Origin of the sequence: Propionivibrio dicarboxylicus (assembly GCF_900099695.1) — a bacterium.
In the GTDB taxonomy this organism is placed as follows: domain Bacteria; phylum Pseudomonadota; class Gammaproteobacteria; order Burkholderiales; family Rhodocyclaceae; genus Propionivibrio; species Propionivibrio dicarboxylicus.
Genome location: NZ_FNCY01000006.1, coordinates 173130 through 196399, shown reverse-complemented (window position 1 = coordinate 196399; position 23270 = coordinate 173130). Strand labels below are relative to the sequence as shown.

General features: G+C 64.8%; 20 protein-coding genes and 1 riboswitch. Of the genes, 10 read left to right on the top strand and 10 right to left on the bottom strand.

Going from position 1 to position 23270, the window contains the following annotated elements; all coding sequences use genetic code 11:
- Window positions 1-10 precede the first annotated feature (10 nt).
- Window positions 11-994, bottom strand: coding sequence for a glycosyltransferase family 2 protein (locus tag BLR25_RS09550; protein ID WP_091936946.1), 984 nt, complete (start codon window positions 992-994; stop codon window positions 11-13).
- Between the two features lie 145 nt (window positions 995-1139).
- Here BLR25_RS09550 and BLR25_RS09545 point away from each other — a divergent pair, with 145 nt between their 5' ends.
- Both BLR25_RS09545 and hemN read left to right on the top strand, forming a co-directional pair.
- Window positions 1140-1772, top strand: a complete 633-nt coding sequence (locus BLR25_RS09545) for a class I SAM-dependent DNA methyltransferase (protein ID WP_091936944.1) — start codon at window positions 1140-1142, stop codon at window positions 1770-1772.
- A gap of 31 nt (window positions 1773-1803) precedes the next feature.
- Window positions 1804-3201, top strand: a complete 1398-nt coding sequence (gene hemN, locus BLR25_RS09540) for an oxygen-independent coproporphyrinogen III oxidase (protein ID WP_091936942.1) — start codon at window positions 1804-1806, stop codon at window positions 3199-3201.
- A 116-nt stretch (window positions 3202-3317) separates the two neighbouring features.
- Here hemN and BLR25_RS09535 read toward each other — a convergent pair whose 3' ends face one another.
- The 4 genes from BLR25_RS09535 to BLR25_RS09520 form a co-directional block, all read right to left on the bottom strand.
- The gene (locus BLR25_RS09535) at window positions 3318-4085 is read right to left on the bottom strand and encodes a methyltransferase domain-containing protein (RefSeq protein WP_091936940.1); all 768 of its coding nucleotides are present in this window, start codon (window positions 4083-4085) and stop codon (window positions 3318-3320) included.
- 210 nt (window positions 4086-4295) lie between these two features.
- A complete protein-coding gene (gene dcuC / locus BLR25_RS09530; protein ID WP_091936938.1) occupies window positions 4296-5558 on the bottom strand; it encodes a C4-dicarboxylate transporter DcuC in 1263 nt (420 codons plus the stop codon).
- Window positions 5559-5613: 55 nt separating this feature from the next.
- Complete coding sequence (locus tag BLR25_RS09525) at window positions 5614-7014, bottom strand: sensor histidine kinase (protein ID WP_245715516.1); 1401 nt, start codon at window positions 7012-7014, stop codon at window positions 5614-5616.
- Window positions 7004-7687, bottom strand: a complete 684-nt coding sequence (locus BLR25_RS09520) for a response regulator (protein WP_091936936.1) — start codon at window positions 7685-7687, stop codon at window positions 7004-7006. The genes BLR25_RS09525 and BLR25_RS09520 overlap by 11 nt, the downstream gene beginning before the upstream one ends.
- An 80-nt stretch (window positions 7688-7767) precedes the next feature.
- On the opposite strand from BLR25_RS09520, the gene BLR25_RS09515 reads away from it, so the two are divergent.
- Window positions 7768-8835 carry an ABC transporter substrate-binding protein gene (locus tag BLR25_RS09515; RefSeq protein WP_091936934.1) on the top strand — a complete coding sequence of 356 codons (1068 nt, stop codon included), beginning with the start codon at window positions 7768-7770 and terminating at the stop codon, window positions 8833-8835.
- Between the two features lie 9 nt (window positions 8836-8844).
- Here the strand turns inward: BLR25_RS09515 and BLR25_RS09510 are convergent, their stop codons facing one another.
- Window positions 8845-9168: a branched-chain amino acid transporter permease gene (locus tag BLR25_RS09510; protein WP_091936932.1), complete on the bottom strand. Its 324-nt coding sequence runs from the start codon at window positions 9166-9168 to the stop codon at window positions 8845-8847.
- Window positions 9161-9865 (bottom strand): AzlC family ABC transporter permease, encoded by a 705-nt coding sequence (locus BLR25_RS09505; RefSeq protein WP_091937014.1) that lies wholly within the window; start codon window positions 9863-9865, stop codon window positions 9161-9163. The genes BLR25_RS09510 and BLR25_RS09505 overlap by 8 nt, the downstream gene beginning before the upstream one ends.
- 132 nt (window positions 9866-9997) lie before the next feature.
- Between BLR25_RS09505 and BLR25_RS09500 the strand changes: the two genes are divergently transcribed.
- The 5 genes from BLR25_RS09500 (at window position 9998) to selD (ending at window position 15417) form a co-directional block, all read left to right on the top strand.
- The gene (locus tag BLR25_RS09500) at window positions 9998-10936 is read left to right on the top strand and encodes a nucleoside recognition family protein (protein WP_091936930.1); all 939 of its coding nucleotides are present in this window, start codon (window positions 9998-10000) and stop codon (window positions 10934-10936) included.
- Between the two features lie 63 nt (window positions 10937-10999).
- Window positions 11000-11677: a sulfite exporter TauE/SafE family protein gene (locus BLR25_RS09495; RefSeq protein WP_091936928.1), complete on the top strand. Its 678-nt coding sequence runs from the start codon at window positions 11000-11002 to the stop codon at window positions 11675-11677.
- Between the two features lie 22 nt (window positions 11678-11699).
- Window positions 11700-14111: a heavy metal translocating P-type ATPase gene (locus BLR25_RS09490; protein WP_245715515.1), complete on the top strand. Its 2412-nt coding sequence runs from the start codon at window positions 11700-11702 to the stop codon at window positions 14109-14111.
- A 12-nt stretch (window positions 14112-14123) separates the two neighbouring features.
- Window positions 14124-14336 carry a heavy-metal-associated domain-containing protein gene (locus tag BLR25_RS09485; RefSeq protein WP_091936926.1) on the top strand — a complete coding sequence of 71 codons (213 nt, stop codon included), beginning with the start codon at window positions 14124-14126 and terminating at the stop codon, window positions 14334-14336.
- Between the two features lie 7 nt (window positions 14337-14343).
- Entirely contained in the window at window positions 14344-15417 is a 1074-nt protein-coding gene (gene selD / locus BLR25_RS09480; protein ID WP_091936924.1) for a selenide, water dikinase SelD, read from the top strand.
- 24 nt (window positions 15418-15441) lie between these two features.
- Here selD and BLR25_RS09475 read toward each other — a convergent pair whose 3' ends face one another.
- On the bottom strand, window positions 15442-16104 hold the full coding sequence (locus BLR25_RS09475; RefSeq protein ID WP_091936922.1) for a hypothetical protein: 663 nt from the start codon (window positions 16102-16104) through the stop codon (window positions 15442-15444).
- Between the two features lie 9 nt (window positions 16105-16113).
- Window positions 16114-16203, bottom strand: a riboswitch (cyclic di-GMP riboswitch).
- Window positions 16204-16455: 252 nt separating this feature from the next.
- Between BLR25_RS09475 and BLR25_RS09470 the strand changes: the two genes are divergently transcribed.
- A complete protein-coding gene (locus tag BLR25_RS09470; protein ID WP_091936920.1) occupies window positions 16456-18408 on the top strand; it encodes a sensor domain-containing protein in 1953 nt (650 codons plus the stop codon).
- Between the two features lie 64 nt (window positions 18409-18472).
- On the opposite strand, the gene BLR25_RS09465 is transcribed toward BLR25_RS09470, so the two are convergent.
- Window positions 18473-19195 (bottom strand): YecA/YgfB family protein, encoded by a 723-nt coding sequence (locus BLR25_RS09465; protein WP_091936918.1) that lies wholly within the window; start codon window positions 19193-19195, stop codon window positions 18473-18475.
- Between the two features lie 6 nt (window positions 19196-19201).
- Window positions 19202-19621: a preQ(1) synthase gene (queF, locus tag BLR25_RS09460; protein WP_091936916.1), complete on the bottom strand. Its 420-nt coding sequence runs from the start codon at window positions 19619-19621 to the stop codon at window positions 19202-19204.
- Between the two features lie 142 nt (window positions 19622-19763).
- Between queF and smc the strand changes: the two genes are divergently transcribed.
- Window positions 19764-23264 (top strand): chromosome segregation protein SMC, encoded by a 3501-nt coding sequence (gene smc, locus BLR25_RS09455; RefSeq protein ID WP_091936914.1) that lies wholly within the window; start codon window positions 19764-19766, stop codon window positions 23262-23264.
- Window positions 23265-23270 lie beyond the last annotated feature (6 nt).

The window sequence follows — 23270 nt, the reverse complement described above, 5'->3', positions numbered from 1 at the left end:
GGGCGGTACGTCAGAGAGGGTCGGCGCCGGTCGATCGTCCGAGATTCTGGCGCACGACGTAGAGCGGGCGCTGCTTGACTTCGTCGAAGATGCAGGCGATGTAGGCGCCGATCGTGCCGAGCGCCATGGTATTGATGCCGGCGAAGAAGAACATTGCCGTGACGATCGTCGTCCAGCCCGACACCTGGTTGCCGTTTACGGAATAGTCGACGATCAGGTAACTGCCGTAGACGAACGAGGCGATGGCGACGAGGCAGCCGACGGCGGTGAGGAAGCGTAGCGGCCAGGTCGAGAAGGCGGTGATGCCGTCGAGCGCGAAGCGGGTCAGGCGGATGAGGCTGAAATTGCTCTGGCCGTGGCGTCGCTCGGCCGGGACGTACAGGATCGGTTCGGACTTGAAGCCGACCCAGGCGTACAGGCCCTTCATGAAACGGGTGCGCTCGGGCAGGTGGAGCAGCGCGTCGACGACCTGACGGTCCATCAGGCGGAAATCGCCGGCGTTCGGCGGGATGCGGAAGCGTCCGCCGTTGCCGAGGATGCCGTAGAACATCGACGAACCGACCCGCTTCAGCCAGCGCTCGTCGTCGCGATGTTCGCGCACCGCATAAACGGTGTCGATACCGGCGTGCCAGCGTTCAAGCATGGCGGGGATCAGTTCGATCGGGTGTTGCAGGTCGGCGTCGAGAATGACGACGACGTCGCCGTCGGCGACTTTCAATCCGGCGGTCAGCGCCGCTTCCTTGCCGAAATTACGCGACAGTTGCAGATAACGGAAGCCAGGCTTCGTGGCGAAGTCGGCGAGCAGTTGCGGTGTGGCGTCGGTGCTGCCATCGTCGATGACGATGATTTCCCAGCCGCCGGCGATTTTTCCGAGCAAGTCCGATAACATCGGCAAAAGCAAGGCGAGATTATCGTGTTCGTTGAGTGCGGGGACCACGCAGCTGATGCGTGGGCGATCGGGGCGTTGGCAGTGGTTCTGGGCGCTGGGCGTCATCAAGAGGTCCGGAAGTGCTTTCGGGCGTAATCTGAGATATTTTCCGTTATTCGCCGCTCAAATGAAACCCACGCCGCCCATTTCGGGTCTGTGTTAGCGGCGTTTTGTCTTTTTTGTAACGAAAATGAACCGGAGGAATGGCAGCATGGTGGCTGAAGCGGCAAGTTTCGATGCACGGGCGGAGACCTGGGACGAGGATCCGATGAAGACGGCGCGGGCCGAGGCGGTGGCGGCGGCGATGTACGCCGGCGCCCGTTGGCAGCCTGGCATGCGCGGTCTCGAATTTGGCTGCGGGACGGGCTTGCTGAGCTTCGCGCTGCGCGACCGTTTTGATGCTGTTGTAATGGCCGACACCTCGGCGGGAATGCTCGATGTGTTGCGGCGCAAGATTGCCGGGTCGAACGCGGTCGGTCTCGAGCCGCGGCTGCTTGAGGTGGGCGCCGGCGGCTTGGCCGATACCCTGGCGGGCGAACGCGTCGACATGATCTTTTCCTTGATGACGCTGCATCACGTGCCCGATACCGATGGCATCCTGGCGCAGTTTGCCGAGGCGCTCCCTGTCGGCGGACAGCTTTGCATTGCCGATCTCGACGCCGAGGATGGTTCGTTCCACGCGCACGATCCTTCGGTGCACAACGGGTTTGACCGGGCCGCGCTCGAACGGCAGCTCGTCGCGGCGGGGTTTGGCGCAGTCCGCTTCTCCACCGTTTTTTCGATTGCCAAGGGCACGCCGGTGCGCGAGTATCCGGTTTTCCTGATGATTGCCGAGAAGCGTTGAGGGACATGCCTTCTGGGTTAAACTTGCTGCCATGACTGCCATGACCGACCACGTCGTTTTCGACCCGCAACTGATCCGCCGTTTCGACATCAACGGACCGCGTTACACCTCGTATCCGACGGCCGACCGCTTCGCCGACCAGTTCAATCCCGACATCTGCCGCCACTGGCTGTCGCACCGCAATTCGGGCGGTGCGCGACAACAGTTGTCGCTGTATTTTCACATCCCGTTCTGCAGCACGATCTGTTACTACTGTGCCTGCAACAAGATCATCACCAAGGACCACGGGCGTTCGGCCAAGTACCTGCGCTATCTGGCGCGCGAAGTCGCGCTGCAGCAGAGCTTCCTCGCCGACGGCGACAACGTCGTCGAGCAGTTGCACTGGGGCGGCGGTACGCCGACCTTCCTGTCGCACGACGAGATGCGCCAGCTGATGGCGATCACGCGGCGCCACTTCCAGTTGGTCGACGGCGGCGAGTATTCGATCGAGGTCGATCCGCGCAAGGTCGACCACGCGACCGTCGCCTTGCTCGGCGAACTCGGTTTCAACCGCATGAGCATCGGCGTGCAGGATTTCGACGAGCGCGTGCAGGAAGCGATCAACCGCATCCAGAGCGAAGCCGAGACGATGGCCGTGATCGATGCGGCGCGCGCCAACGGCTTCAAGTCGATCAGCCTCGACCTGATCTACGGCCTGCCACGGCAGAGCGTCGAGGGCTTCGAGCGGACGCTCGATCGCGTCCTGGCGGCGAGTCCGGATCGCCTGTCGATCTACAACTACGCGCATCTTCCCAGCTTGTTCAAACCGCAGCGACGCATCCTCGAAAGCGATATGCCGAGCGCCGACCAGCGCCTGCAGATCCTTTCGCTGGCGATTTCCAAGCTGACCGCGGCCGGCTATGTCTTCATCGGCATGGACCACTTCGCCAAGCCCGACGACGAACTCGCCGTCGCCCAGCGCGAACGTCGCCTGCACCGCAATTTCCAGGGTTATTCGACGCATTCGGACTGCGACATGCTGGCTTTCGGCATCTCGTCGATCAGCAAGGTCGGCCCGACCTATTACCAGAACGTCAAGACGCTCGACGAGTACTACGGGCTGCTCGACGAAGGGAAACTGCCGGTGTTCAAAGGCATCGAACTCGATGCTGACGACATCATCCGGCGTTCGATCATCCAGTCGCTGATGTGCCACTTCGAGTTGTCGTTCCCGGCGGTCGAACGCGCCCACGGGCTCGAGTTCAAGTCCTATTTCGCCACCGAGATCGCTGCGCTCGACGAGATGGTTCAGGCCGGCCTGGTGCGCCTCGAGGAGGAGCGCCTGGTCGTGCTGCCGCCGGGAAGGATGCTGATCCGCGCCATTTCGATGGTCTTCGATCGGCGTCTGCGTGCCGATCGCGAGAACAAGCGTTATTCCAAGGTGATATAGAGCCTCTTTTTGCGCTGCCTCCCGCAACAAGGCGGCGCGGCTCGTGAGCTCTACCGAAATAAGCGCTTAAGGCGGCACCAGCGCTGCAGGCCGGTGCCGGTGCTATTTCCGAGTCGTTAGGCGCGAGTGGCGACGATGAACAGGCGACGGAAGGGGAAGAGCGTCTTACCGTCGGGCAGCGTCGGATAGGCCGCGCGCAGGCGCTTGGCATAGTCTTCCTCGAAGTCGGCGCGTTCGGCCGGATCGAGCGCATCGAGGAACTGCTTGAGCCAGGTGCCCTTGGTCCATTCCTTGACCGGGTCCTTGCCTTCGAGTACCTGCAGGTACTCGGTCTCCCAGATGTCGATGCGCGCCGCCGCCGGGGCGATGCATTCGTAATAGAAGCGCGGTTCGGCCACCGGCGAATTACGCGGAATATGACCGAAATCGCCCTTCCAGGCCTGAGCGGCCACGGTTTCCCAGATCAGCGTGTGCGAGGGCGCGCCGAAGTTGCGCGGCATCTGCACGGCCAGCGTGCCGCCGGGCGCGAGTTGCCGCATCAGTTGGGGGAACAGCGTCGCGTGATCGCCGAGCCAGTGCAGCGCGGCGTTCGAGTAGATCACATCGACCGGCGCGTCGGCCTGCCAGGCGGCGATGCTTTGCTCCTGCCAGGCGATATTGCCCGGCAGCTTGGCGGCCTCGGCGATCATCTCCGCCGAACTGTCGATGCCGGTGATGCGCGCCGAGTTCCAGCGACCGGCCAGCATCTGGGTGACGTTACCGGCACCGCAGCCGAGATCGACGACGGTCTGCGGTGCGTCGGCCGTGACGCGCGCCAGCAGGTCCTGCGCCGGGCGGAAGCGCGGTTGCGAAAACTTCAGGTATTGCTCGGGATTCCAGGCCATCGTGATTCCTTTTCGATCGGGCAATGGGGGCTTAGAGCCTATTTCGGCGGGGCTCGCGGGCCGCGTTGTCGATAGGGGCGGATGGATGCAAGGCGCGAGGCGCAGCGCATGGTTGTTCCATGCGCAAGCGGAGCAACGCCGCAGACACCGCCCCTGTCGGCAACCCGAAGGGCCGCCGGCGCGGCCCACGATCCCTACCGAAATAGGCTCTTATTTGTAGAGCATCATCCACATGGTGACACAGCAGGCGATGAACATGCCAGGCGCGTTGCGCTTGGCCGATTCGAGCGGCGAGCATCCGGCGAATCCGGCGCAGATGACCATGCCGCCGGCGATCGGCGACATGCTGCGGCCGAGCGCGCCGGCAATCGCCGCAGCGCTGCCCATGTCGATGGCGGAAAGGCCGAACTTTGCGGCTTCCGGCGTTACGGCACGGTTGAAGGCGACGGCGGCGGCATCGCCGGAACCGCTCAGAACGCCGAGGATGAAGGGGCCGAAGGTGGCGCTGATCTTGGCGATTGCCGGGGTGTGCACCATGGCGTCGGTCATCGCCTGGATCATGCCGACCGATTTCAAGCCGGAGACGAAGACGAGCGCGCAGATGATGATGCCGAAGACATGGCCGAAGGAGTCTCCGGCGCCGTGCCAGAATTCCTTCGAGATCTTCTGCGGATTGGTGCGGGTGACGGCGAAGGCGACGAAGACGCCGATGATCATCGCGTGGGAGATGGCGAGCTGCTTGAGCGCCGGGACGAGGCCGAAGCTGCCGAGCAGCAGGAGCACGAGCGGAATCAGCGGGACGAGGGCCTTGACCGGATGGACGCTGAAGTCGGCCGGCAGTTGCTTGTCGCTCGGCACGACGTAGCCCTTGTTTTCCTTGAGCAGCAGCGCGACGACGAGCAGCGAGAAAGCGCCGATCATGCCGGTGGCAAGCATGGTCATGAAGTGGTTCGAGACGACTTCCATGTTCGAGGCTTTGGCCACTTCGGCGACCAGCGCGACCTGGGCGTAGCCGGGGTTGAAGATGGCGCCGTAGGTGCCGGCGTAGATGGCGGCGGCAGCGATGGCCGGGTGCACGCCGGCGGCGAGCATGATCGGGATCAGGATCGAACCGACCGCGGCCGAGCAGCCGGCCGAGCTGGTGATCGAGGTGTTGATGAAGAAGGTCACCAGCGTTGCGCCCGGAATCAGCAGCGGACCGGCCTTGCGCAGCGGCTTGACGAGCGACTGGATGAGATGCTGGTCGCATTGCGTCAGCTTCATCACCATGGCAAAGCCCATGACGGCGATGATCGCCTCGAAGAGCTTGTTTTCCTGCATGGCGTGCGAGAAGGCCTTGAACGGTGCCATGGGCTCGCCGGCGCAGAGTGCCAGGAACATGCCGGCGCCGAAGAGCACGAGGCGGGTTTCGTATTGTTTGACCATCAGATAGACGGTGATGGCGACGACGATCGCGCCGATGACAATCAGCATGGTTCCCTCCTGAGGATGTGTTTGAACGACACCGCCATTAAACGGTGTCTTGCTTTCAATCGGCTTTCAGGCGGATGTCGACGCAGAGTCCGCGGCCCGACGGGCCGTCGTCGAGGCGGATGCTGCCGCCGTGGGCGAGGCAGACTTCGCGCACGATCGAGAGACCGAGGCCGCTGCCTTCGCTGTTGCCGCTGCCGAGGATGCGGTAGAAGCGCTTGAACACCGCTTCGCGTTCGGCCGGCGCGATGCCGGGACCGTCGTCGCAGACGCGCAACCCGATGCCCTCGGCATCGCCTCGCAGCATGACGGTGACGTGGCCGCCGGCCGGCGTGTAGCGCAGGGCGTTATCGACGAGGTTGGAGACCATCTCGCGCAGCATCACCGGGCTGCCGTCGAAGTCGATGCGCGGCGTGTCGTTCTCGAAGGCGAGTTCGATCTGGCGGTCGAGGGCGAGCAGGGCGAAATCGCCGGTCACCTCGCGCACCAGGTCGACGAGGTCGATCCGGCTGTGTTCCTGGATCAGACCGTTGGCCTGTTCTGCGCGTGCCAGCGTCAGCATCTGGTTGGCCATGCGCTTGGTGCTCTGGATGCTGTTGCGCATGCTCGACAGCGTCTGGCGCATTTCCTCCGGATCAGCCTGGCGTTCGCCGTATTCGGCCTGGGCGCCGAGCACGGCGAGCGGCGTGCGGATCTGGTGGGCGGCGTCGGCGAGAAAACGGCGACGCGCTTCGAGCATGCGGCCGAGCCGGCCGATATGGACGTTGATCGCCGCGATTAGCGGCAGGACTTCGGACGGCACGCCACCTTCGGGCACCGGCGTGAGGTCCTCGGCGTCGCGTTTGCGGATCGATTCGCAGAGGGCGAGCAGCGGCCGGAACGTCCGCGAGAGGGCGAAGACGATGAGAACGCCGCAGGAGACGATCAGCAGGATCTGCCAGCGCAGCCCCCCGAAGAAGAGTTGCAGCGCGAGGTGCGTGCGTGCCTCGATCGTTTCGGCGAAGACGATGGTGACGGTGTCGCCGTTTTCGAGTTCCGGATCGAAGAGGCGCTTCTTCATCGCTGCCAGCCGCACGTCATGGTCGCGGAAGCGCGAGTCGGTTGTTGCCGGTTCGCCGGAGAGGCGCAGCAGGGGCGGCGGCACAAGGTCCTCGTAGCCGGTCAGCAGCTTGCCGTCGGCGCCGATGATGGCGTAGAAGATGCGTTCCTGGACTTCGTCGTCGAAGAGGTCCATCGCCGAATAGGGAATGTCGGCGATGACCCGCCCTTCGGTGGCGTGGGTGTTTTCGGCGATCGCCTTGATGGCGGTGGTGAGCGACCGGTCGTAGGCGTGGTTGACGGCGCTCATCGCGCTCTTGTACGACCAGACGGCGGTGACCGTCAGGATCACCGCCCAGGCCGGGATCATCCACCAGGCCAGCCGCTGGCGCAGGCTGGCGGGTGTGGTTTCAGGCCGCACCGGCGCCTTCTTCCGAGACGAGGTAACCGAGGCCGCGCAGCGTTGTGACGGCGACGCCGGTGCCGTCGAGTTTCTTGCGCAGGCGATGGATGTAGAGTTCGATGCTTTCCGGCTGGGCGTCGTCGTCGAAACCGAAGACCTTTTCGAACAACGCGTCGCGCGTCACCGGCTTGCCCTTGCGCGCCAGCAGCGCCTCGAGCACGGCGAGTTCGCGCTTGGTCAGCGCCAACGGGCGCTCGTTGACGGCGACCATCCGCGTCGTCGTGTCGAACGCCAGCGGGCCGAGACGGACGACTGGCGCCTGTTGGTGGCTGCGCCGCAGCAGGGCACGGACGCGGGCTTCGAGTTCGGAGAGTTCGAAGGGCTTCGGCAGGTAGTCGTCGGCGCCGAGGTTGAGGCCGCGGACGCGGTCTTCTGCGGTACCGCGCGCGGTCAGGATCAGCACCGGCAGCTGGGCGGTGCGTTCCTGATGACGGATGCGTTGCAGGATTTCTAGCCCGTCCATGCCGGGCAGCGACAGGTCGAGGATGGCGAGGTCATAGCCTTGCGTGAGCAGGGCCGTGGCGGCGTGGTCGCCGCGGTCGATGACGTCGACGACGAAGCCCGACTGGCGCAGCGACTTGGCGACCCAGACGGCGAGTTCGGCATGATCTTCAACGAGCAGGAGGCGCATGGGATGTCCGGTTTTTCGGCAATGACGGGAGCTTGGACTAGAATGACGGCGATTCGGGGTTTCGACGCAAAGAATACGACATGACGACCGGCCTGCAGGGAATGAAATCGCCCATGATGATCGACTGGCTGCGGCGCGCGCTGGCGGCGCTGTGTCTGGTCGCCGGCGCGGTCGCGGCGGAGCCGATGGTACTGTATGCGGCAACCGACCGGCAAGTCGTCGAACCGCTGGTCGCCGATTTCCAGGCGCTGCATCCGGATATCCGGGTCGAGTATCACGACCTCAATTCCGGCGAACTGCACGAACGTTTTCTCAGCGAATTTGGCAGCGCCCGGCAGGCCGACGTGCTCTGGAGTTCGGCGATGAATCTCCAGTTCAAGCTGGTCAACGACGGTTATGCCGCGCCTTACCAGTCGGCCGAGACGGCGGCCTTGCCGGCCTGGGCGATCTGGAAGGGCGAAGCTTTCGGCGTCACTTTCGAGCCGGTGGTCTTCGCCTACAACACGAAACGCCTGGCGGCCGACGCGGTGCCGCGCACCCACGCCGAACTCGTCCGCTTTCTCGAACGTTCGCCGCAGCGCGGCCTGCGCGTCGCTTCCTACGATCCGCGCGGTTCCGGCCTGGGCTACCTGCTGCATACGCAGGACATGGAAGCCAATCCGGTGGCCTTCTGGAACCTGATCCGCGCGTTCGGCCGCACCGGGGTGATCCTCGAACCGTCGACGGCCGAGATGCTCGAACACCTGTCGGTCGGTCGCGCCGCGCTAGGCTACAACGTGCTTTTGTCCTACGCGATGAACCGCGCGGCGGTCGATCCGAACATCGGCCTGCTGCTGCCCAGGGATTACACGCTGGTGCTGAGCCGCATCGCCTTCATCAACCGGCAGGCGCCGCATCCGCAAGCGGCGCGCCGCTGGATCGACTATCTCCTGTCGCAGCGCGGGCAGGCGATGATCAATCGGGTCGGGTTGTTCTCGGTGCGCGAGGATGTGCCTGCCGGCGATCACTCGGTCGCCGAACTGCGGCGCCAGATGGGCTCGGCCTTGCGACCGGTGGTGATCAGCACCGGTCTGCTCACCTATCTCGACAAGATGAAGCGCGAGCTTTTCCTCAGTCGCTGGGATGCGGCGCTGTCGGCGCCGCGCTGAGCGGCGGTCTCAGGCGAAATTGCGCAGCGCGACGTAGACGGCGGTGCCGACGGCGATGCTGAGCAGCGCGTTGCGGCGCGTCCATTGCAGGACGACGACGATGGCGATCGAGACCAGTTCGAACCAGGGACCGGCGGCGTGTTCGCGCGCAGCGCCGGCCGCCGCATGGACGACCAGCAAGGTCATGATCGCCAGCGGCAGGAACTGACCGAGGCGGCGGACGATGGCGTGGCGTTGCAGCCAGCGCGTCGCGACGAAGGGCAGCGCGCGCAGCGCGAAGGTGACGGCGGTCATTGCAGCAATGACCGCGAGGGCGGTGCGTTCGTCAATCATCGGCGGCCTCCGTGGCGGGGTTGGCGCGCGACTGCCAGAAGACGCCGCCGAGCACGCTCAGGGCAATCGCCAGCAGCAGCGCGTGCGAGGGCGCCAGCACGGTGACGATGGCATAGGCGCCGAGGGCGATCCAGAGCGGCGCCGGACTCTGTTTGCTGCGCCATTGTTCGACCGTCAGCACGGCGAAAAGCGCGGCGAGGCAGAAATCGAGGCCGGCGAGCGTGAGGCGTGCCTGGGCGCCGACGAGCGCGCCGATGCTGCTGCCCAGCACCCACCAGAAGTGGTTGAGCGCGGCGACGAGCGCCAGCCGGCGCGGCGGCGTGCTGGCCGGCAGCGTCGTCAGCAGCGAGAAGGTTTCGTCGGTCAGCGCGAAGATCAGGTACGCGCGCAGCGGACCGCGCGCCGGAAAGCGGTCGAGCAGCGACAGGCCGTAGAAGACGTGGCGCAGATTGACGACCAGCGTCGCCAGCGCGATGGTGCCGATCGGCAGGCCGGCGGCGAGCATCGGGATCATCATGTACTGCGAGGCGCCGGCATAGACGAAGATGCTGGTAAGGATGGCCAGCCAGCCGGCGCCGCCGGCCTGGACGAAGAGAAAACCGAAGACAATGCCGAGCGGGATGTAGCCCATCGCCACCGGCGTGGTCAGCGCCAGCGCCGAGAGCGGCGGGGCAGCGTCAGGTTCGGGTGAAGACATCGGCATCGGGGCGAGGCGCAAAAGCCGCCATTGTACCGGAGCGAGGCTTGCCTGCCGGGCGCGAATGGCTCATTCTTGCGCCTCATGCCGATGGCCTTAGAGCCCGGCGCAACTTCGCGAAAGACAGGCTTCATGCAGGAATTCCTCAAGATTCTCTTCGCCTCCGGGCAAAAAGGCTTCGAACTCGCCTTCTTCATCCTGATGCCGATCATGGTCTTCATGATGGCGATCATGCGCGTGCTCGACCAGAAGGGCGTGCTGCGCCGCGTCGCCATCCTCGCCGCGCCGGTGCTGCTGATCTTCGGCATTCCCGGGCTCGGCGTCTTCGCCATCGTCCAGATCCTCTTCGTCAGCTTCGCCGCGCCCGTGTCGACCTTCCGCATCATGGACCAGGACACGGCGATTTCCGACCGCAAGGTCGCCGCCGGATTCGCCGCCATTCTCTGCATGTCGCAGGCCAACGCCACGCTGCCGTTGTCGGCCTTCGGCCTCAACCTGCCGGTGGTCATGGCGACCTCGGTGATCGGCGGACTCGTCTCGGCGGCGCTGACCTACCGCTTTTTCGCTGCGCATCTCGCCGACAGCGTCGAGTTGCCGGCCGAGGAAGAAATCCACGCCAGCCGCAGCAACCAGAACATCGTCCAGATGATCCTCGCCGGCGGCGAAGAGGGCTTTCAGCTGGTACTGAAGGCCGTGCCGGTGCTGGTGTTGGCGGTGCTGCTCGTCAACGTGCTCAAGGCCGTTGGCGCCATCGGCCTCCTGGAATCGCTGTGCGGGCCATTGTTTGGCGCGATCGGCGTGGCGCCGGCCTCGGTCCTGCCGATCGTCACCAAGTATCTTGCCGGCGGCACGGCGATGATGGGCACCACCTTGCCGATGCTGCAGGACGGGACGCTGACCGTGCTCGACCTCAACCGTATCGCCGGTTTCACCATCAACACGCTCGATCCGGTCGGGCTTGCGGTGCTGGTCTCGGCCGGTCCGCGCTTCTCGTCCTTCGCCGTGCCGGCGATCAAGGGGGCGGCCTTCGGCATCCTGGTGCGCGGCGTCCTGCATCTCATCTTCTTCTGACCGACGCGCGCGTGCGCTTCCGGAGTACACTGCCGGTTTTCCCGATCGTCATTGCAGCGTTTCATGCCTGAGTCCGGTTATCTCGCGCTTTTCCTGGTCGGCCTGCTCGGCGGTGGCCATTGCATCGGCATGTGCGGCGGCATCGTCGGCGCGCTCTCGTTCGGTGGCACAGTGCGGCCGGTGCTGCATCTTGCCTACAATGCCGGTCGCATCGCCAGCTATGCGGCGGCCGGAGCGCTCGCCGGCGTGCTCGGCGGCGGCCTCGACGCGGCCGGCACAGCGCTGTCGGCGCAGTGGCCGCTGCGCATCGGACTGGCAATCGCCGCCAACCTGATGCTGATCCTGCTCGGTCTCTATCTGATGGGCGCGACACGCAGTCTCGCCTGGATCGAGCGCGGCGGCCAGCATCTGTGGCGGCGCGTGGCGCCGCTGACGCGGGGATTCCTGCCGGCGCGCACGCTCGGTCAGGCGCTGGCGCTCGGCGCGCTCTGGGGCTGGCTGCCCTGCGGCCTCGTCTATAGCGCGCTGATCTCGGCGCTGACCACCGGTTCGGCCTGGCGCGGTGCGGCGACGATGCTGGCCTTCGGGCTCGGCACACTGCCGGCCTTGCTGCTGGCAGGATTGTTGGCGACCCGCCTGAACGAAATGCTGGCGCGGCCGGTCGTACGGTTCTCGGTCGGGCTGGCGGTGGTGCTGATCGGTGTCCGTGGCGGGGCCCATGCGCTCGGCCTCGGCATGTGAATGAATGTGAATGGATGTGACGATGACGAATGAGAACACGGCCGCGGCGGCAAACCGGATCGATTTACCGATCGCCGGCATGACCTGCGCCGCCTGCGCGGCGCGCATCGAGAAGGTGCTGAACCGCTTGCCCGGTGTCGAGGCCAGCGTCAACCTGGCGGCCGAACGCGCACGCGTCGATCTGGCGGGGGATGGAACGACACCGGCACAGGTGGTGGCGGCGATCGAGAAAGCCGGCTTCAGCGTGCCGCCGCAGACGCTCGAAGTCGGCCTCGAAGGCATGACCTGCGCCGCCTGCGCGGCGCGCATCGAGAAAGTGCTGAACCGGTTGCCTGGCGTCGAGGCGGCGGTCAATCTCGCCTCCGAACGCGCCCGGCTGCGCATTGTGCCGGGCGTCGTCGATACCGCCAGGATCCTGGCGGCGATCGAGAAGGCCGGCTTCAAGGGGCGCGTCGCCGACGACCGTTCGCGCGAGGAAGAGAAGGCGCGCAAGCTTGCGGCCTATCAGGCGGAATTGCGGCGTTTCTGGATTTCCGCCGCGCTGACCTTGCCGCTGGTGGCGCAGATGGTGACGATGTTCAACGGATTCGATCTCTCGGGTCACGGCCATCAGGATCTCCTGCCGCGTTGGCTGCAGCTCGCGCTGGCGACGCCGGTGCAGTTCTGGATCGGCTGGCGTTTCTACGACGGCGGCTGGAAGGCCTTGCGCGGCGGCGGCGCCAACATGGACGTGCTCGTTGCGCTCGGTACCAGCGCCGCCTATTTCTTCAGCCTGATCGTCACGCTGATCGGCCATCACGCCATGCCGGTGTATTTCGAGGCGTCGGCGGCGGTGATCACCCTGGTGCTGCTCGGCAAGCTGCTCGAGGCCCGCGCCAAGGCGCGCACGACGGCGGCGATCGAGTCGCTGGTGCGCCTGCAGCCGCGCACGGCGCGGGTCGAGCGCAACGGGCAACTGGTCGAACTCGATGCGGCGCTGCTGATTCCCGGCGACATTTTCATCGTTCGTCCCGGCGAGAGCCTGCCGGTCGATGGCGAGGTCATCGAAGGCGCGTCGAGTGTCAACGAGGCGATGCTGACCGGCGAGAGCATGCCGGTGGCCAAGGGCGCCGGCGATCGCGTCTTCGCCGCGACGGCCAACGGCGAAGGCATGCTGCGCTGCCGCGCTACCGGCGTCGGCGAACATACCTTGCTGGCCGGCATCATTCGGCTGGTCGCCGAGGCGCAGGGGTCGAAGGCGCCGGTGCAACGCTTGGCCGACCGCATTTCGGCGATCTTCGTGCCGGTCGTCTGCGCCATCGCGGCGCTGACCTTCGCGTTCTGGTGGAGCCAGGGCGGCGTCTTCAGCGTCGCCCTCGTCAATGCCGTTGCCGTGCTGGTCATCGCCTGTCCCTGCGCGCTTGGCCTCGCGACACCGACGGCGATCATGGTGGGCACCGGCCAGGGCGCGCGCTCGGGCATCCTCGTCAAGAACGCCGCCGCGCTTGAACTCGCCGAGAAAGTCCGCGTGCTCGCGGTCGACAAGACCGGAACGCTGACGCGCGGCGAGCCGGTTGTCACCGACGTCGTGCCGCTGACGCTGGATCGGCCGGAGGCGCTGCGCTTCGCCGCCGGGCTCGAGCAGGGGTCGGAGCATCCGCTTGCCAAGGCCGTGCTGCAGTGCGCGTCGGCGGAGAGCGTCGCCTTGCCTGCGGTAAGCGAATTCATCGCGGTGCCGGGTCGCGGCGTCGAGGCGACGATCGACGGGCGGCGCCTGCGGCTTGGCGCGCCCGACTGGTTCGACGGCATCGCCTTGCCGGCGGCGCAGATCGACGCGCTCCAGGGGGAGGGCAAGACTGTCGTCGTCCTCGCCGAGGGCACAATGGCGCTGGCGCTGCTGGCGATCGCCGATCCGGTGCGCGAGACCTCGCGCGACGCGGTGGCGCGGCTCAAGGCGCTCGGCGTCCATGTCGTCATGCTGACCGGCGACAACGTGCGGACGGCGGCGGCGATTGCGGCGCAGGTCGGTATCGACGATTTCCGTGCTGGTATCTCGCCGGCCGACAAGTCGGCGGCGGTCGACGCGCTCAAGACCGGCGGCCGCCTCGTCGCCATGGTCGGCGACGGCATCAACGACGCGCCGGCGCTGGCGGCGGCGGACGTCAGTTTTGCCATGGGCGCCGGGTCGGATGCGGCGATCGAGGTCGCCGACATCACGCTGGTGCGCAGCGACCTGCACGGCGTCGGCGACGCCATCCGCCTCTCGCGTGCGACGCTCGGCAAAATCCGGCAAAATCTCTTCTTTGCCTTCATCTACAACATTCTCGGCATCCCGCTGGCGGCGGCCGGGATGCTCAACCCGGTGGTGGCCGGCGCGGCGATGGCGATGAGTTCGGTCTCGGTCGTTTCGAATTCGCTCCTGCTCAAGCGCTGGCACCCGGATTCAACTTCCTGAAGGAGTTTTGACATGGCAACGGAACAAGCAACGATCGGCGTTGGTGGCATGAGCTGCCAGGGCTGCGTCAAGAATGTCACGGGCGTGCTGCAGGCATTGCCGGGCGTCAGTGCGGTCGAGGTCTCGCTCGAAAAGGCGCAGGCCAGCATCGTCTTCGATCCGGCGCAAGCCGGGATGGCGCAGTTTCGCGACGCCATCGAAGGCGCCGGTTTCGACGTGATCTGAGGCAGCAATGGTGACTGAAACGAACGCTGAAAAAACAGAAGCGCCGATCCGCCTGACCTCGCTCTCGCACGGTGGCGGCTGCGGTTGCAAGATCGCGCCGGGCGTGCTCGAACAGATTCTCGCCAAGACGGCCAAGTCGGTGGTGCCGCCGCAATTGCTGGTTGGCATCGAAACAGCCGATGACGCGGCGGTCTACCAGATCAACGAGCGTCAGGCGATCGTCGCGACGACCGATTTCTTCATGCCGATCGTCGACGATCCCTTCGATTTCGGCCGCATCGCCGCGACCAACGCGATTTCCGACGTCTACGCCATGGGCGGTACGCCGCTCTTCGCGCTCGGCCTCGTCGGCATGCCGGTCAGCACGCTGCCGATGGACACGATCCGGCGCATCCTCGAGGGCGGTGAGTCGGTCTGCGCCGCTGCCGGTATTCCGATCGCCGGCGGGCACACGATCGACTCGATTGAGCCGATCTACGGCCTCGTCGCCATCGGCCTCGTCGATCCGGCGCAACTCAAACGCAACAGCGGCGCCAAGGCCGGCGACAAGCTGATTCTCGGCAAGGGTCTCGGTGTCGGCATCTACAGCGCTGCCTTCAAGAAGTCGCGTCTGGCGGACGCGGATTACGCGACGATGATCGCCAGCACGACGCAGCTCAACACGCCGGGAACGGCGCTCGGCGGGCTGGCCGGTGTCAATGCGCTGACCGACGTCACCGGCTTCGGTCTGCTCGGGCATCTGCTTGAAATCTGCAAGGGCTCGAACCTGACCGCGCGCGTCGATTACCGGGCGCTGCCGATCCTGCCCAACGTGCCGGCGTACATTGCCGACGGCTGCGTCACCGGCGCTTCCGGTCGCAACTGGACGAGTTATGGCGATAGCATCGTACTCGGCGCCGGTCTCGGCGACGTCGAGCGGGCGCTGCTGACCGACCCGCAAACGAGTGGCGGCCTGCTGGTCGCCTGTGCGCCGGAACTCGAAGCCGAAGTCCTCGCGACGTTCCGGGCGCAGGGCTTTGCGCGCGCGGCGGTGATCGGCGAGATGGTCGCCGGCGCAGCGCGCATCGAAGTGTCCGCCTAGCGGCGGATCATGGGGCCGGCCGGGTCAGTCGGCGCGGGCCCCGTTTTGCGCCAGGCAGGTACTCAGGTCCCGGAGGCCCGGTTGCGTGAGTTTGCAGCGACCCGAGACATTCTCGGGCAGCGTCACCCTGCGGTTTTCGCCAAACGACGCTTCGATCGTATCGACATCGCTGGCGACACTGGCAACGGTGGCAACGGTGGCAACGGTATTCTGCTTGCGGGCGGGGCTCGCCGTCAGGCCGAGCTCCGGTGAGCCCTGGATGGCGGCAGGACGTGCGCCCGTTATCCCGTTAGCATGGCTTGCCGACCACTGCCCCGGGTGGCCGCTGTAGCCCATTGGCCGGGCCTGACCGGGCGTTTCCGTCCTGACATTGCGCCACTCCCGTTGCGGCGCTTGTTCCTGCGCCATCGACGGCTCCGTCTCGTCCTCGGACGACGCGACAAACGCATAGGCGATGGCCGCGGACGAGCAGAGCACGATCGGCACGAGCAGTTTCCAGCTCAGATACCAAGGGCGCTGCGAGGCTTTGGGTGACGGCGTGTCGGTCCGGCTGAAGCGCGGCAAGGCCGGTGCTTCCGTTCTCACGGGCGCGGCATGCGGCGTCGTGCGGACGTTACGCTGGGAGGTGCGGCTTTTCTTGACCTTGGCCTTGATAATGCGACGGCTGGTCGTCGTCGAGTACATCATGCTGGGTTTCCTGGCGATCCCGCTACCGTGGGACGTCGGACGCCCTTTAGGCCGGAGATTTTGCGTCCCCACCTTTCGATGGGTTTGCCTTGTTTACAGAACCTTGAGGCATCTGCCGAAGGACGGCATTCAGACGACAAGGGCAATGCGGATGCGACCAGTACTATAGCACTTTTGTGCAATTCGGCCAGCCGGTGGGCGTACGTCACTGTCATTAGACGACGATATTTTCGCCAATCGGTAAAAACAGTGTAATCTGAGGGTGAGTCATGCCGTTATCGTAACAAGCGCCGTGGTACGGGCCGGAGCGAGGGTCTGCCGTCGGATATCGCTGGCATCGGAGGCCGCCGGATGAGGTCGGACAGTCGAAAGCAGAAGATCAGGGTGAGTGGCGGCGCGTTGCGCGTCGTCCTGATCTATGCGGTGTTTTCGAGCCTGTGGATTCTGTTTTCGGATGCCGCCGTCGGCTTCATGTTCGAAGACCGAGAGCTGATGACGCTGGTCAGCACGCTCAAGGGATGGTTGTTCGTCGCTGTAACCGCCTTGCTGCTGTACGTGCTTGTCCGGGGTTTGATCAATGAGGCGATGGGCTATGCCGAACTTGAACAGGCGGCGCGTCGGGAGAAGGAACGCACAGCCGGGCTGCTCGAAGCCATTGTCGACAGTTCTTCCGATGCCATTTTCGCCAAGGATCGAGACGGGCGTTACCTGATGATCAGTCGCGAGGTCTGTCGCCTGGTCAGAAAGGAAGCCGAGCAGATCGTCGGCCGTGACGACACTTTCATTTTCCCGGCCGAGCAGGCCGAAATCGTGCGGAAAAATGATCTTGTTGCCATGAATGGCGGGCACGTCGCGACCTACGAAGAGAACATGACGACGGCCGACGGCGATCGCATCTTCCTGGCGACCAAGGGCCCGCTGCGCGACAGCGACGGCCAGATCATCGGCGTTTTCGGTATTTCACGTGACATCACCGAACGCAAGCAGGCCGAAGAGGCGCTGCGCCGGAGCGAGGAGAATTTCCGGCTGTTCTTCGAGAAGAATTCTTCGGTCATGCTGCTGATCAACCCGGTGACGGGCGAGATCATCGACGCCAATGGCGAGGCCGTGCGTTATTACGGCTACGCGCGCGACCAGTTGCTGAAAATGGCGATCGGCGACATCAACATTCTGTCGCCGGAACAGGTGGCGCTGGAGCGCCGCCGGGCGATCAAGGGCGAGCGGACGGTCTTCCTGTTCCAGCACCGTCTCGCGTCGGGCGAGATCCGCGACGTCGAATCCTATGTGACGCCGATCGAAACCAGTAGGATGCCGTTGCTTTTGTCGATCGTTCATGACATCACCGATCGCCGGCGGGTCGAGAAAGCCCTGAGCGAGAGCGAGGAGCGACTGCGCCTGGCGCTCAGCGCATCGAATCAGGGCTGGTTCGATATCGACCTGAAGATCGGCAAGATCGATGTCAGCGCCGATTATGTCCGTCTGATCGGCTACGATCCCGATGTCTTCGACTCGACGCTAAAGTCGTGGACAGCGCTTGTTCATCCGGAGGACCGGGCGGCGTTCACCGCTGCACTCGAGCAATGCGCCCTGGACGGTGTGCCGCACACGATCGAATATCGCTGCCGGACCGTGACCGGTGAATGGATCTGGATCCGTTCGGTCGGCAAGACGGTCGAATGGGACGAGGCGCGGCGGGCGGCCCGCATCATCGGCATCCACACCGATATTTCCGAGTGGAAACGCATGGAAGAGCATGTCCGGCAGTTGGCCTTTTACGATGCGCTGACCGGCCTGCCGAACCGTCGTCTGCTTCACGACCGGCTGATCCAGGCCATGCTGGCGAGCAAGCGCAGCGGGCGCTACTGCGCACTGATGTTCATCGACCTCGACAATTTCAAGCCGCTTAACGACACCCACGGCCATGACGCCGGCGATCTCCTGCTCGTCGAAGTGGCGGCGCGCATGCGGCGGTGCATACGCGAAATGGATACGGTCGCGCGCTTCGGTGGTGACGAATTCGTCGTGATGATCTGCGAACTCGATCCGAACGATCCCGAGCAGGTTCGGGCGCAGGCCCTGGCGGTTGCCGAGAAGATCCGTCTCTCGCTCTCCCAGCCCTACCGCATCAGCCTGCGGCGCGACGAAGGCGACCCCTTGTCGGTTGTGCATCATTGTTCGGCCAGCATCGGCGTGACCCTGTTCGTCAATCACGAGATCGACGCCGGGGAAATCCTCAAGCGGGCCGACGGGGCGATGTATCAGGCCAAGGAAGCCGGCCGCAACACCATCCGATTCTGGTCCTAGCAAAAAAAAACGCCCCCGCGTTGCGGAGGCGTTCGATCGATGGAAGAACCGATTGTCGTCCTGACTATTCGGCGCCGCAGCACTGCTTGAATTTCTTGCCGCTGCCGCAGGGGCAGGCGTCGTTGCGGCCGACCTTGGGCGCATCGCGGCGGATCGTGCCGACGCCGCGCTTGGCGCGCCAGAAGCAGTAGAGGTCGGCAACGGCTTGCGGCAGGTCTTCCTCGCAGTCGTTGATGACCTGCTCGAGTTCATCGCCTTCCGGCCATTCTTCGCCGTGTTCGCGGGCGGCTGCCTCGGCTTCGCCGGTCAGTACCATGAGCGGGAACAGGCACTCGTCGATGTAGGCGACTTCCTCGCGGATTTCTTCATTGTCGTCGGCGTCTTCCTCGCCGAGAAATTCGAACCAGTCCTGTTCGGCGGCGTCGACACCGGCGAGATAGGCCTGGCACCAAGGCACATAGTCGCTGGGAGCGTCTTCCTCGTCGCTGGCCGGATAGAGCAGCAGCACCGGCGGCGTGCCTTCGGCGAGCTCGGCTTCGATGGCGTCGGCGAACTGGCGCAGCAGTCCGGCCGCCTCAAGGCCTTCCGGGATTTCCAGGGCGTTTTCGCTGCCGAGGATATCGGCCAGCCAGCGCTCCGGCGCCATCGGTTGCGGGCCGGCGAGGGCTGCGCAGAGATAGCCCTGCGCCGAGTCGAGGCCCATGGCGTTTTCAAGCGTCGGCGACGACAGCAAGGCTTCGAGCCGGTCCAGTTGTTCGTCCGAGAAGGAGAAGGATGTCTCGCTCATGATCGTTTAACCTCGCGTGTTCGACGATGTTTCGAAATCGGTCAGTTCGACCTTGGGCTCGGGCTTCCAGCCCTTTTTCCGGTGTTCGGCGACGACGTTGGTGAAAATGCCGCCGCGCACGAAGAACTTCGCCGTCAGGCGCATGTAGCGGGGCTTGAGCGCCTTGACGAGGTCGTCGAGAATCTGGTTGGTCACTGCTTCGTGGAAGCAGCCCTCGTTACGGAACGACCAGATGTACAGCTTCAGTGCTTTCAGTTCGACGCAGGTCTTCTCGGGAATGTAGTCGAGGATCAGCGTGGCGAAATCGGGTTGGCCCGTCTTCGGGCAGAGGCAGGTGAATTCCGGAATCTCCATGTGGATGTGAAAATCCCGGTGCGGGGCCGGATTGGGAAAGGTTTCCAGTGTTTTTGAGGGTTGAGTCGTCATGTCTGGGGTCTGATTCGAAACGATTTGGGCTGCCAAAATGCTATTATAGGCGGTCAATGATGCCGGAGCGATATCGCCGGCGCCGAGTCTACCAAGAACAGAGCCACGATTTGCGCAGCCAGGCCGGCTGCCACCGGTTTACATGCGCCTGACAAAACTAAAACTCGCCGGTTTCAAATCCTTCGTCGATCCGACCACCATCGCGCTTCCCGGTCAGCTGGTGGGGGTCGTCGGTCCCAATGGTTGCGGCAAATCCAACGTCATGGATGCCGTGCGCTGGGTGCTGGGCGAGTCGAAAGCCTCCGAACTGCGCGGCGAGTCGATGCAGGACGTCATTTTCAACGGCTCGGGCGGCCGCAAGCCGGTGTCGCGCGCCTCGGTCGAACTCGTCTTCGACAACTCGCTCGGTCGCATCTCCGGGCAGTGGTCGCAATATTCCGAATTGTCGGTGAAGCGCCTGCTGACGCGTAGCGGCCAGTCGGAGTACTACATCAACAACCTGCACGTGCGCCGCAAGGACATCACCGACCTGTTCCTCGGCACCGGCCTCGGTCCGCGTGCTTATGCGATCATCGGGCAGGGCACGATTTCGCGGATCATTGAGGCGCGTCCAGACGAACTGCGCGTCTTCCTCGAAGAAGCCGCCGGCGTGACCAAGTACAAGGAGCGGCGCAAGGAAACCGAGAACCGGCTGTCGGACACGCGTGAGAACCTGACCCGGGTCGAGGATATCCGGGTCGAACTCGGCTCGCAGATGGAGCGGCTCGAAGAGCAAGCGGCGGTGGCGCGCCAGTTCCGGGAATACCACGAATCGCTGACGCGCAAGCAACAGCTGCTCTGGCTGCTGCGGCGCAACGAGGCGCAGACCGAGCGCGAACGCGTGGCGCGCGAAGTGGAGCGTGCCGTCAACGAACTCGAAGCGCAGAATGCGGCGCTGCGCGAGACCGAAGCCAAGCTCGAAGAAGCGCGCGAGAACCATTTCATCGCCACTGACGGCGTGCAGTCGGCCCAGTCGGAAAACTACAAGGCCAGTGCCGAAGTGGCGCGGCTCGAGGCCGAAATCCGCCATCGTCGCGAGTCGCAGAGCGAGTACGAATCACGCTTGACGCAGTTGCAGGCCGACAAGCAGCAGTGGGAAGCCGACGTCGAGAAATACGACGCCGATCAGACGCGCTGGGAAGAGCTTTCGGTACTGGCCGACGAGCGCGCCGAGCAGGGCGAAATGCGCCTCGCGGCACAGCAGGAGCGCCTGCCGCTGGTCGAGGAGGCCTATGCCGAAGTGCAGGAAGCCGTCAATACGCAGCGTGGCGAGATCGCGCGCGCCGAACAGCGCCTGCAGGTCGAGCTGACGAATCGCGGCCACGCACAGCGTTCGCTGCAGATCCTGGCGAGCCGGCGCGACCGGCTGAACCAGGAACGCGAAGCATTGCCGGTGCCGGATCATGCCGAGTTCGAATTCAAGCAGGAGCTGCTGGCCGAACTGCGCGAGAAGATCGCGACGGCGCAGGAAGACCTGATGTCGCGGCAGCGTGCCTTGCCGGGGCTCGATCAGCAGCGCCGGCAGGTCATGGCCGATGTGCAGCTGGTGCAGAAGGAACGTGCCGAGGCACATGCGCGACGCATCGCGCTGGAACAACTGCAAAAGCGCGTTCAGGGCGATGGCAAGGTCGGCGAATGGCTGCGCCGCTATCACCTGGAGAAACACGAACCGCTGTGGAAGTCCTTGCATGTCGATGCCGGCTGGGAAGACGCGGTCGAAGCGGTCCTGCGCGAGCGGCTCAACGCCCTGTCCGCCGACGACGTCGATCCGGCCTGGGACAAGGATCGGCCGGGCAGCAAGCTGACGCTGCTGTTGCCGGTCGGGGGGGGCGAAACCAAGCATCGCCACGACAGCCTGATGGCCAAGATCCGTTGCGACGATGCCCGACTGGCGGCGATTCTTGCCGACTGGCTCGGCGACGTGCATGCCGTCCCCAGTCTGCAAGCCGCGCTCGACCGGCGCGAGACGCTGACCGGCAACGCCTGCTGCGTCACGCCTCATGGCGATGTCATTACGCGGCAAAGCGTCACGCTGTTTGCCGCCGATGCTGCCGAACACGGTCTGCTCGAACGCCAGCGCGAAATCGAGGAGCTTGGCCGCATCATCGCCGAGCGCGAGGAGCGCGTCGAACAGGCGCAGGAGCGTCTGGCCGAGATCGAGGCGACGATCGCCGACGCGCAGAATTCGCTGCAGGAGGCGCGGCGCGAACTCGATGTGCTGCAGGAACAGGCGCATGCCATTCAGGTCGAGACGCTGAAGCTGTCGCAGGCGCTCGACCGTTTCCGCGAGCGCCAGGAACAGATCGACGCCAGCTTCGCCGACATGGCCGCCGAGGAAGAAGCCGAAAACGAACGCCTGTTCATGGCGGACGAGGCGGTCGAGAGCGCGCGCGAGGCGATTCGCGAGTTGCAGATGCGGCTCGACGCGATTTCCGCCCGCTTCGAACAGGCCGAGCGGACGCTGCGTGACGAGCGCGAACGCGTCAATGCGGCTGAACGCGAGTGGCGCGAAGCGCAGTTTTCGCAGCGTGAATGCCGGACGAAGCTCGGCGAAATCAAGAACAACCGCGATCTCGCGCTCAAGCAGATTGACCGCATTGCCGACGAGCTGGTGCGTTGCGCCGAAACGGCCGAGGCCATGCAGTCGGAGGATCTCGAGCCGCAACTGCAGGCCGCGTTGGAGCGGCGCGTGGCGTGCGAACAGGCACTGATCACGGCGCGCGATGCGCAGGAAGCTGCGGCCGGCGCGCTGCGGACGCTCGAAGAGCAGCGCATGAAGGTCGAACTGAGTCTCGAACCGCTGCGCGAACGCATCGGCGACTTCCGTCTGAAGGAACAGGCGGCGGCGCTGAACGTCGAGCAGATGGCGGCACAGTTGGAAGAAGCGCAGGCCGATGAGGCGAGCCTGTCGCTTGACCTGCCGAATGCCCGTCCGAGCGCGCTGCAAGGGGCGATCACCACTTTGCAGCGCTCGATCGAGGCCCTGGGACCGGTCAATCTGGCGGCGCTCGACGAACTCGAATCGGCACGCGAACGCAAGGGTTTCCTTGACGCGCAATCGGAGGACCTGACGCAGGCGATGGAAACGCTGGAAAACGCCATCCGGCGCATCGATCGCGAAACCCGCGATTTGCTGCAGGCAACCTACGACACGGTGAACAAGAATTTTGGCGAGCTGTTCCCGATCCTGTTCGGAGGCGGCGAAGCGCGCCTGATTATTACCGGCGAGGAAATCCTCGATGCCGGTGTGCAGGTCATGGCGCAGCCGCCAGGCAAGAAGAATTCGACGATCCACCTGCTTTCCGGCGGCGAAAAAGCGCTGACCGCGATCGCGCTGGTGTTCGCCATGTTCCGGCTCAATCCGGCGCCATTCTGCCTGCTTGACGAGGTCGATGCGCCGCTCGACGATACCAATACTGAACGCTTCTGCGCGATGGTCCAGCGCATGTCGACGAACACCCAGTTTCTCTTCATCAGCCACAACAAGATCGCCATGGAGATGGCGCAGCAGTTGGTCGGCGTGACGATGCAGGAATCCGGGGTGTCGCGCATTGTCGAAGTCGATATGGAAGAGGCCTTGCGCATGCGCGAGCAAATCCTATAGCGGAGA

Coding starts and splice junctions, on each gene's coding strand:
- BLR25_RS09470 (WP_091936920.1), top strand. CDS start 16,456: ATGAGGTCGGACAGTCGAAAGCAGAAGATCAGGGTGAGTGGCGGCGCG.
- BLR25_RS09515 (WP_091936934.1), top strand. CDS start 7,768: ATGACGACCGGCCTGCAGGGAATGAAATCGCCCATGATGATCGACTGG.
- smc (WP_091936914.1), top strand. CDS start 19,764: ATGCGCCTGACAAAACTAAAACTCGCCGGTTTCAAATCCTTCGTCGAT.
- BLR25_RS09550 (WP_091936946.1), bottom strand. CDS start 994: ATGACGCCCAGCGCCCAGAACCACTGCCAACGCCCCGATCGCCCACGC.
- BLR25_RS09490 (WP_245715515.1), top strand. CDS start 11,700: ATGACGAATGAGAACACGGCCGCGGCGGCAAACCGGATCGATTTACCG.
- BLR25_RS09545 (WP_091936944.1), top strand. CDS start 1,140: ATGGTGGCTGAAGCGGCAAGTTTCGATGCACGGGCGGAGACCTGGGAC.
- BLR25_RS09495 (WP_091936928.1), top strand. CDS start 11,000: ATGCCTGAGTCCGGTTATCTCGCGCTTTTCCTGGTCGGCCTGCTCGGC.
- BLR25_RS09510 (WP_091936932.1), bottom strand. CDS start 9,168: ATGATTGACGAACGCACCGCCCTCGCGGTCATTGCTGCAATGACCGCC.
- BLR25_RS09485 (WP_091936926.1), top strand. CDS start 14,124: ATGGCAACGGAACAAGCAACGATCGGCGTTGGTGGCATGAGCTGCCAG.
- queF (WP_091936916.1), bottom strand. CDS start 19,621: ATGACGACTCAACCCTCAAAAACACTGGAAACCTTTCCCAATCCGGCC.
- hemN (WP_091936942.1), top strand. CDS start 1,804: ATGACTGCCATGACCGACCACGTCGTTTTCGACCCGCAACTGATCCGC.
- BLR25_RS09505 (WP_091937014.1), bottom strand. CDS start 9,865: ATGTCTTCACCCGAACCTGACGCTGCCCCGCCGCTCTCGGCGCTGGCG.
- dcuC (WP_091936938.1), bottom strand. CDS start 5,558: ATGCTGATTGTCATCGGCGCGATCGTCGTCGCCATCACCGTCTATCTG.
- BLR25_RS09475 (WP_091936922.1), bottom strand. CDS start 16,104: ATGATGTACTCGACGACGACCAGCCGTCGCATTATCAAGGCCAAGGTC.
- BLR25_RS09500 (WP_091936930.1), top strand. CDS start 9,998: ATGCAGGAATTCCTCAAGATTCTCTTCGCCTCCGGGCAAAAAGGCTTC.
- BLR25_RS09535 (WP_091936940.1), bottom strand. CDS start 4,085: ATGGCCTGGAATCCCGAGCAATACCTGAAGTTTTCGCAACCGCGCTTC.
- BLR25_RS09465 (WP_091936918.1), bottom strand. CDS start 19,195: ATGAGCGAGACATCCTTCTCCTTCTCGGACGAACAACTGGACCGGCTC.
- BLR25_RS09520 (WP_091936936.1), bottom strand. CDS start 7,687: ATGCGCCTCCTGCTCGTTGAAGATCATGCCGAACTCGCCGTCTGGGTC.
- selD (WP_091936924.1), top strand. CDS start 14,344: ATGGTGACTGAAACGAACGCTGAAAAAACAGAAGCGCCGATCCGCCTG.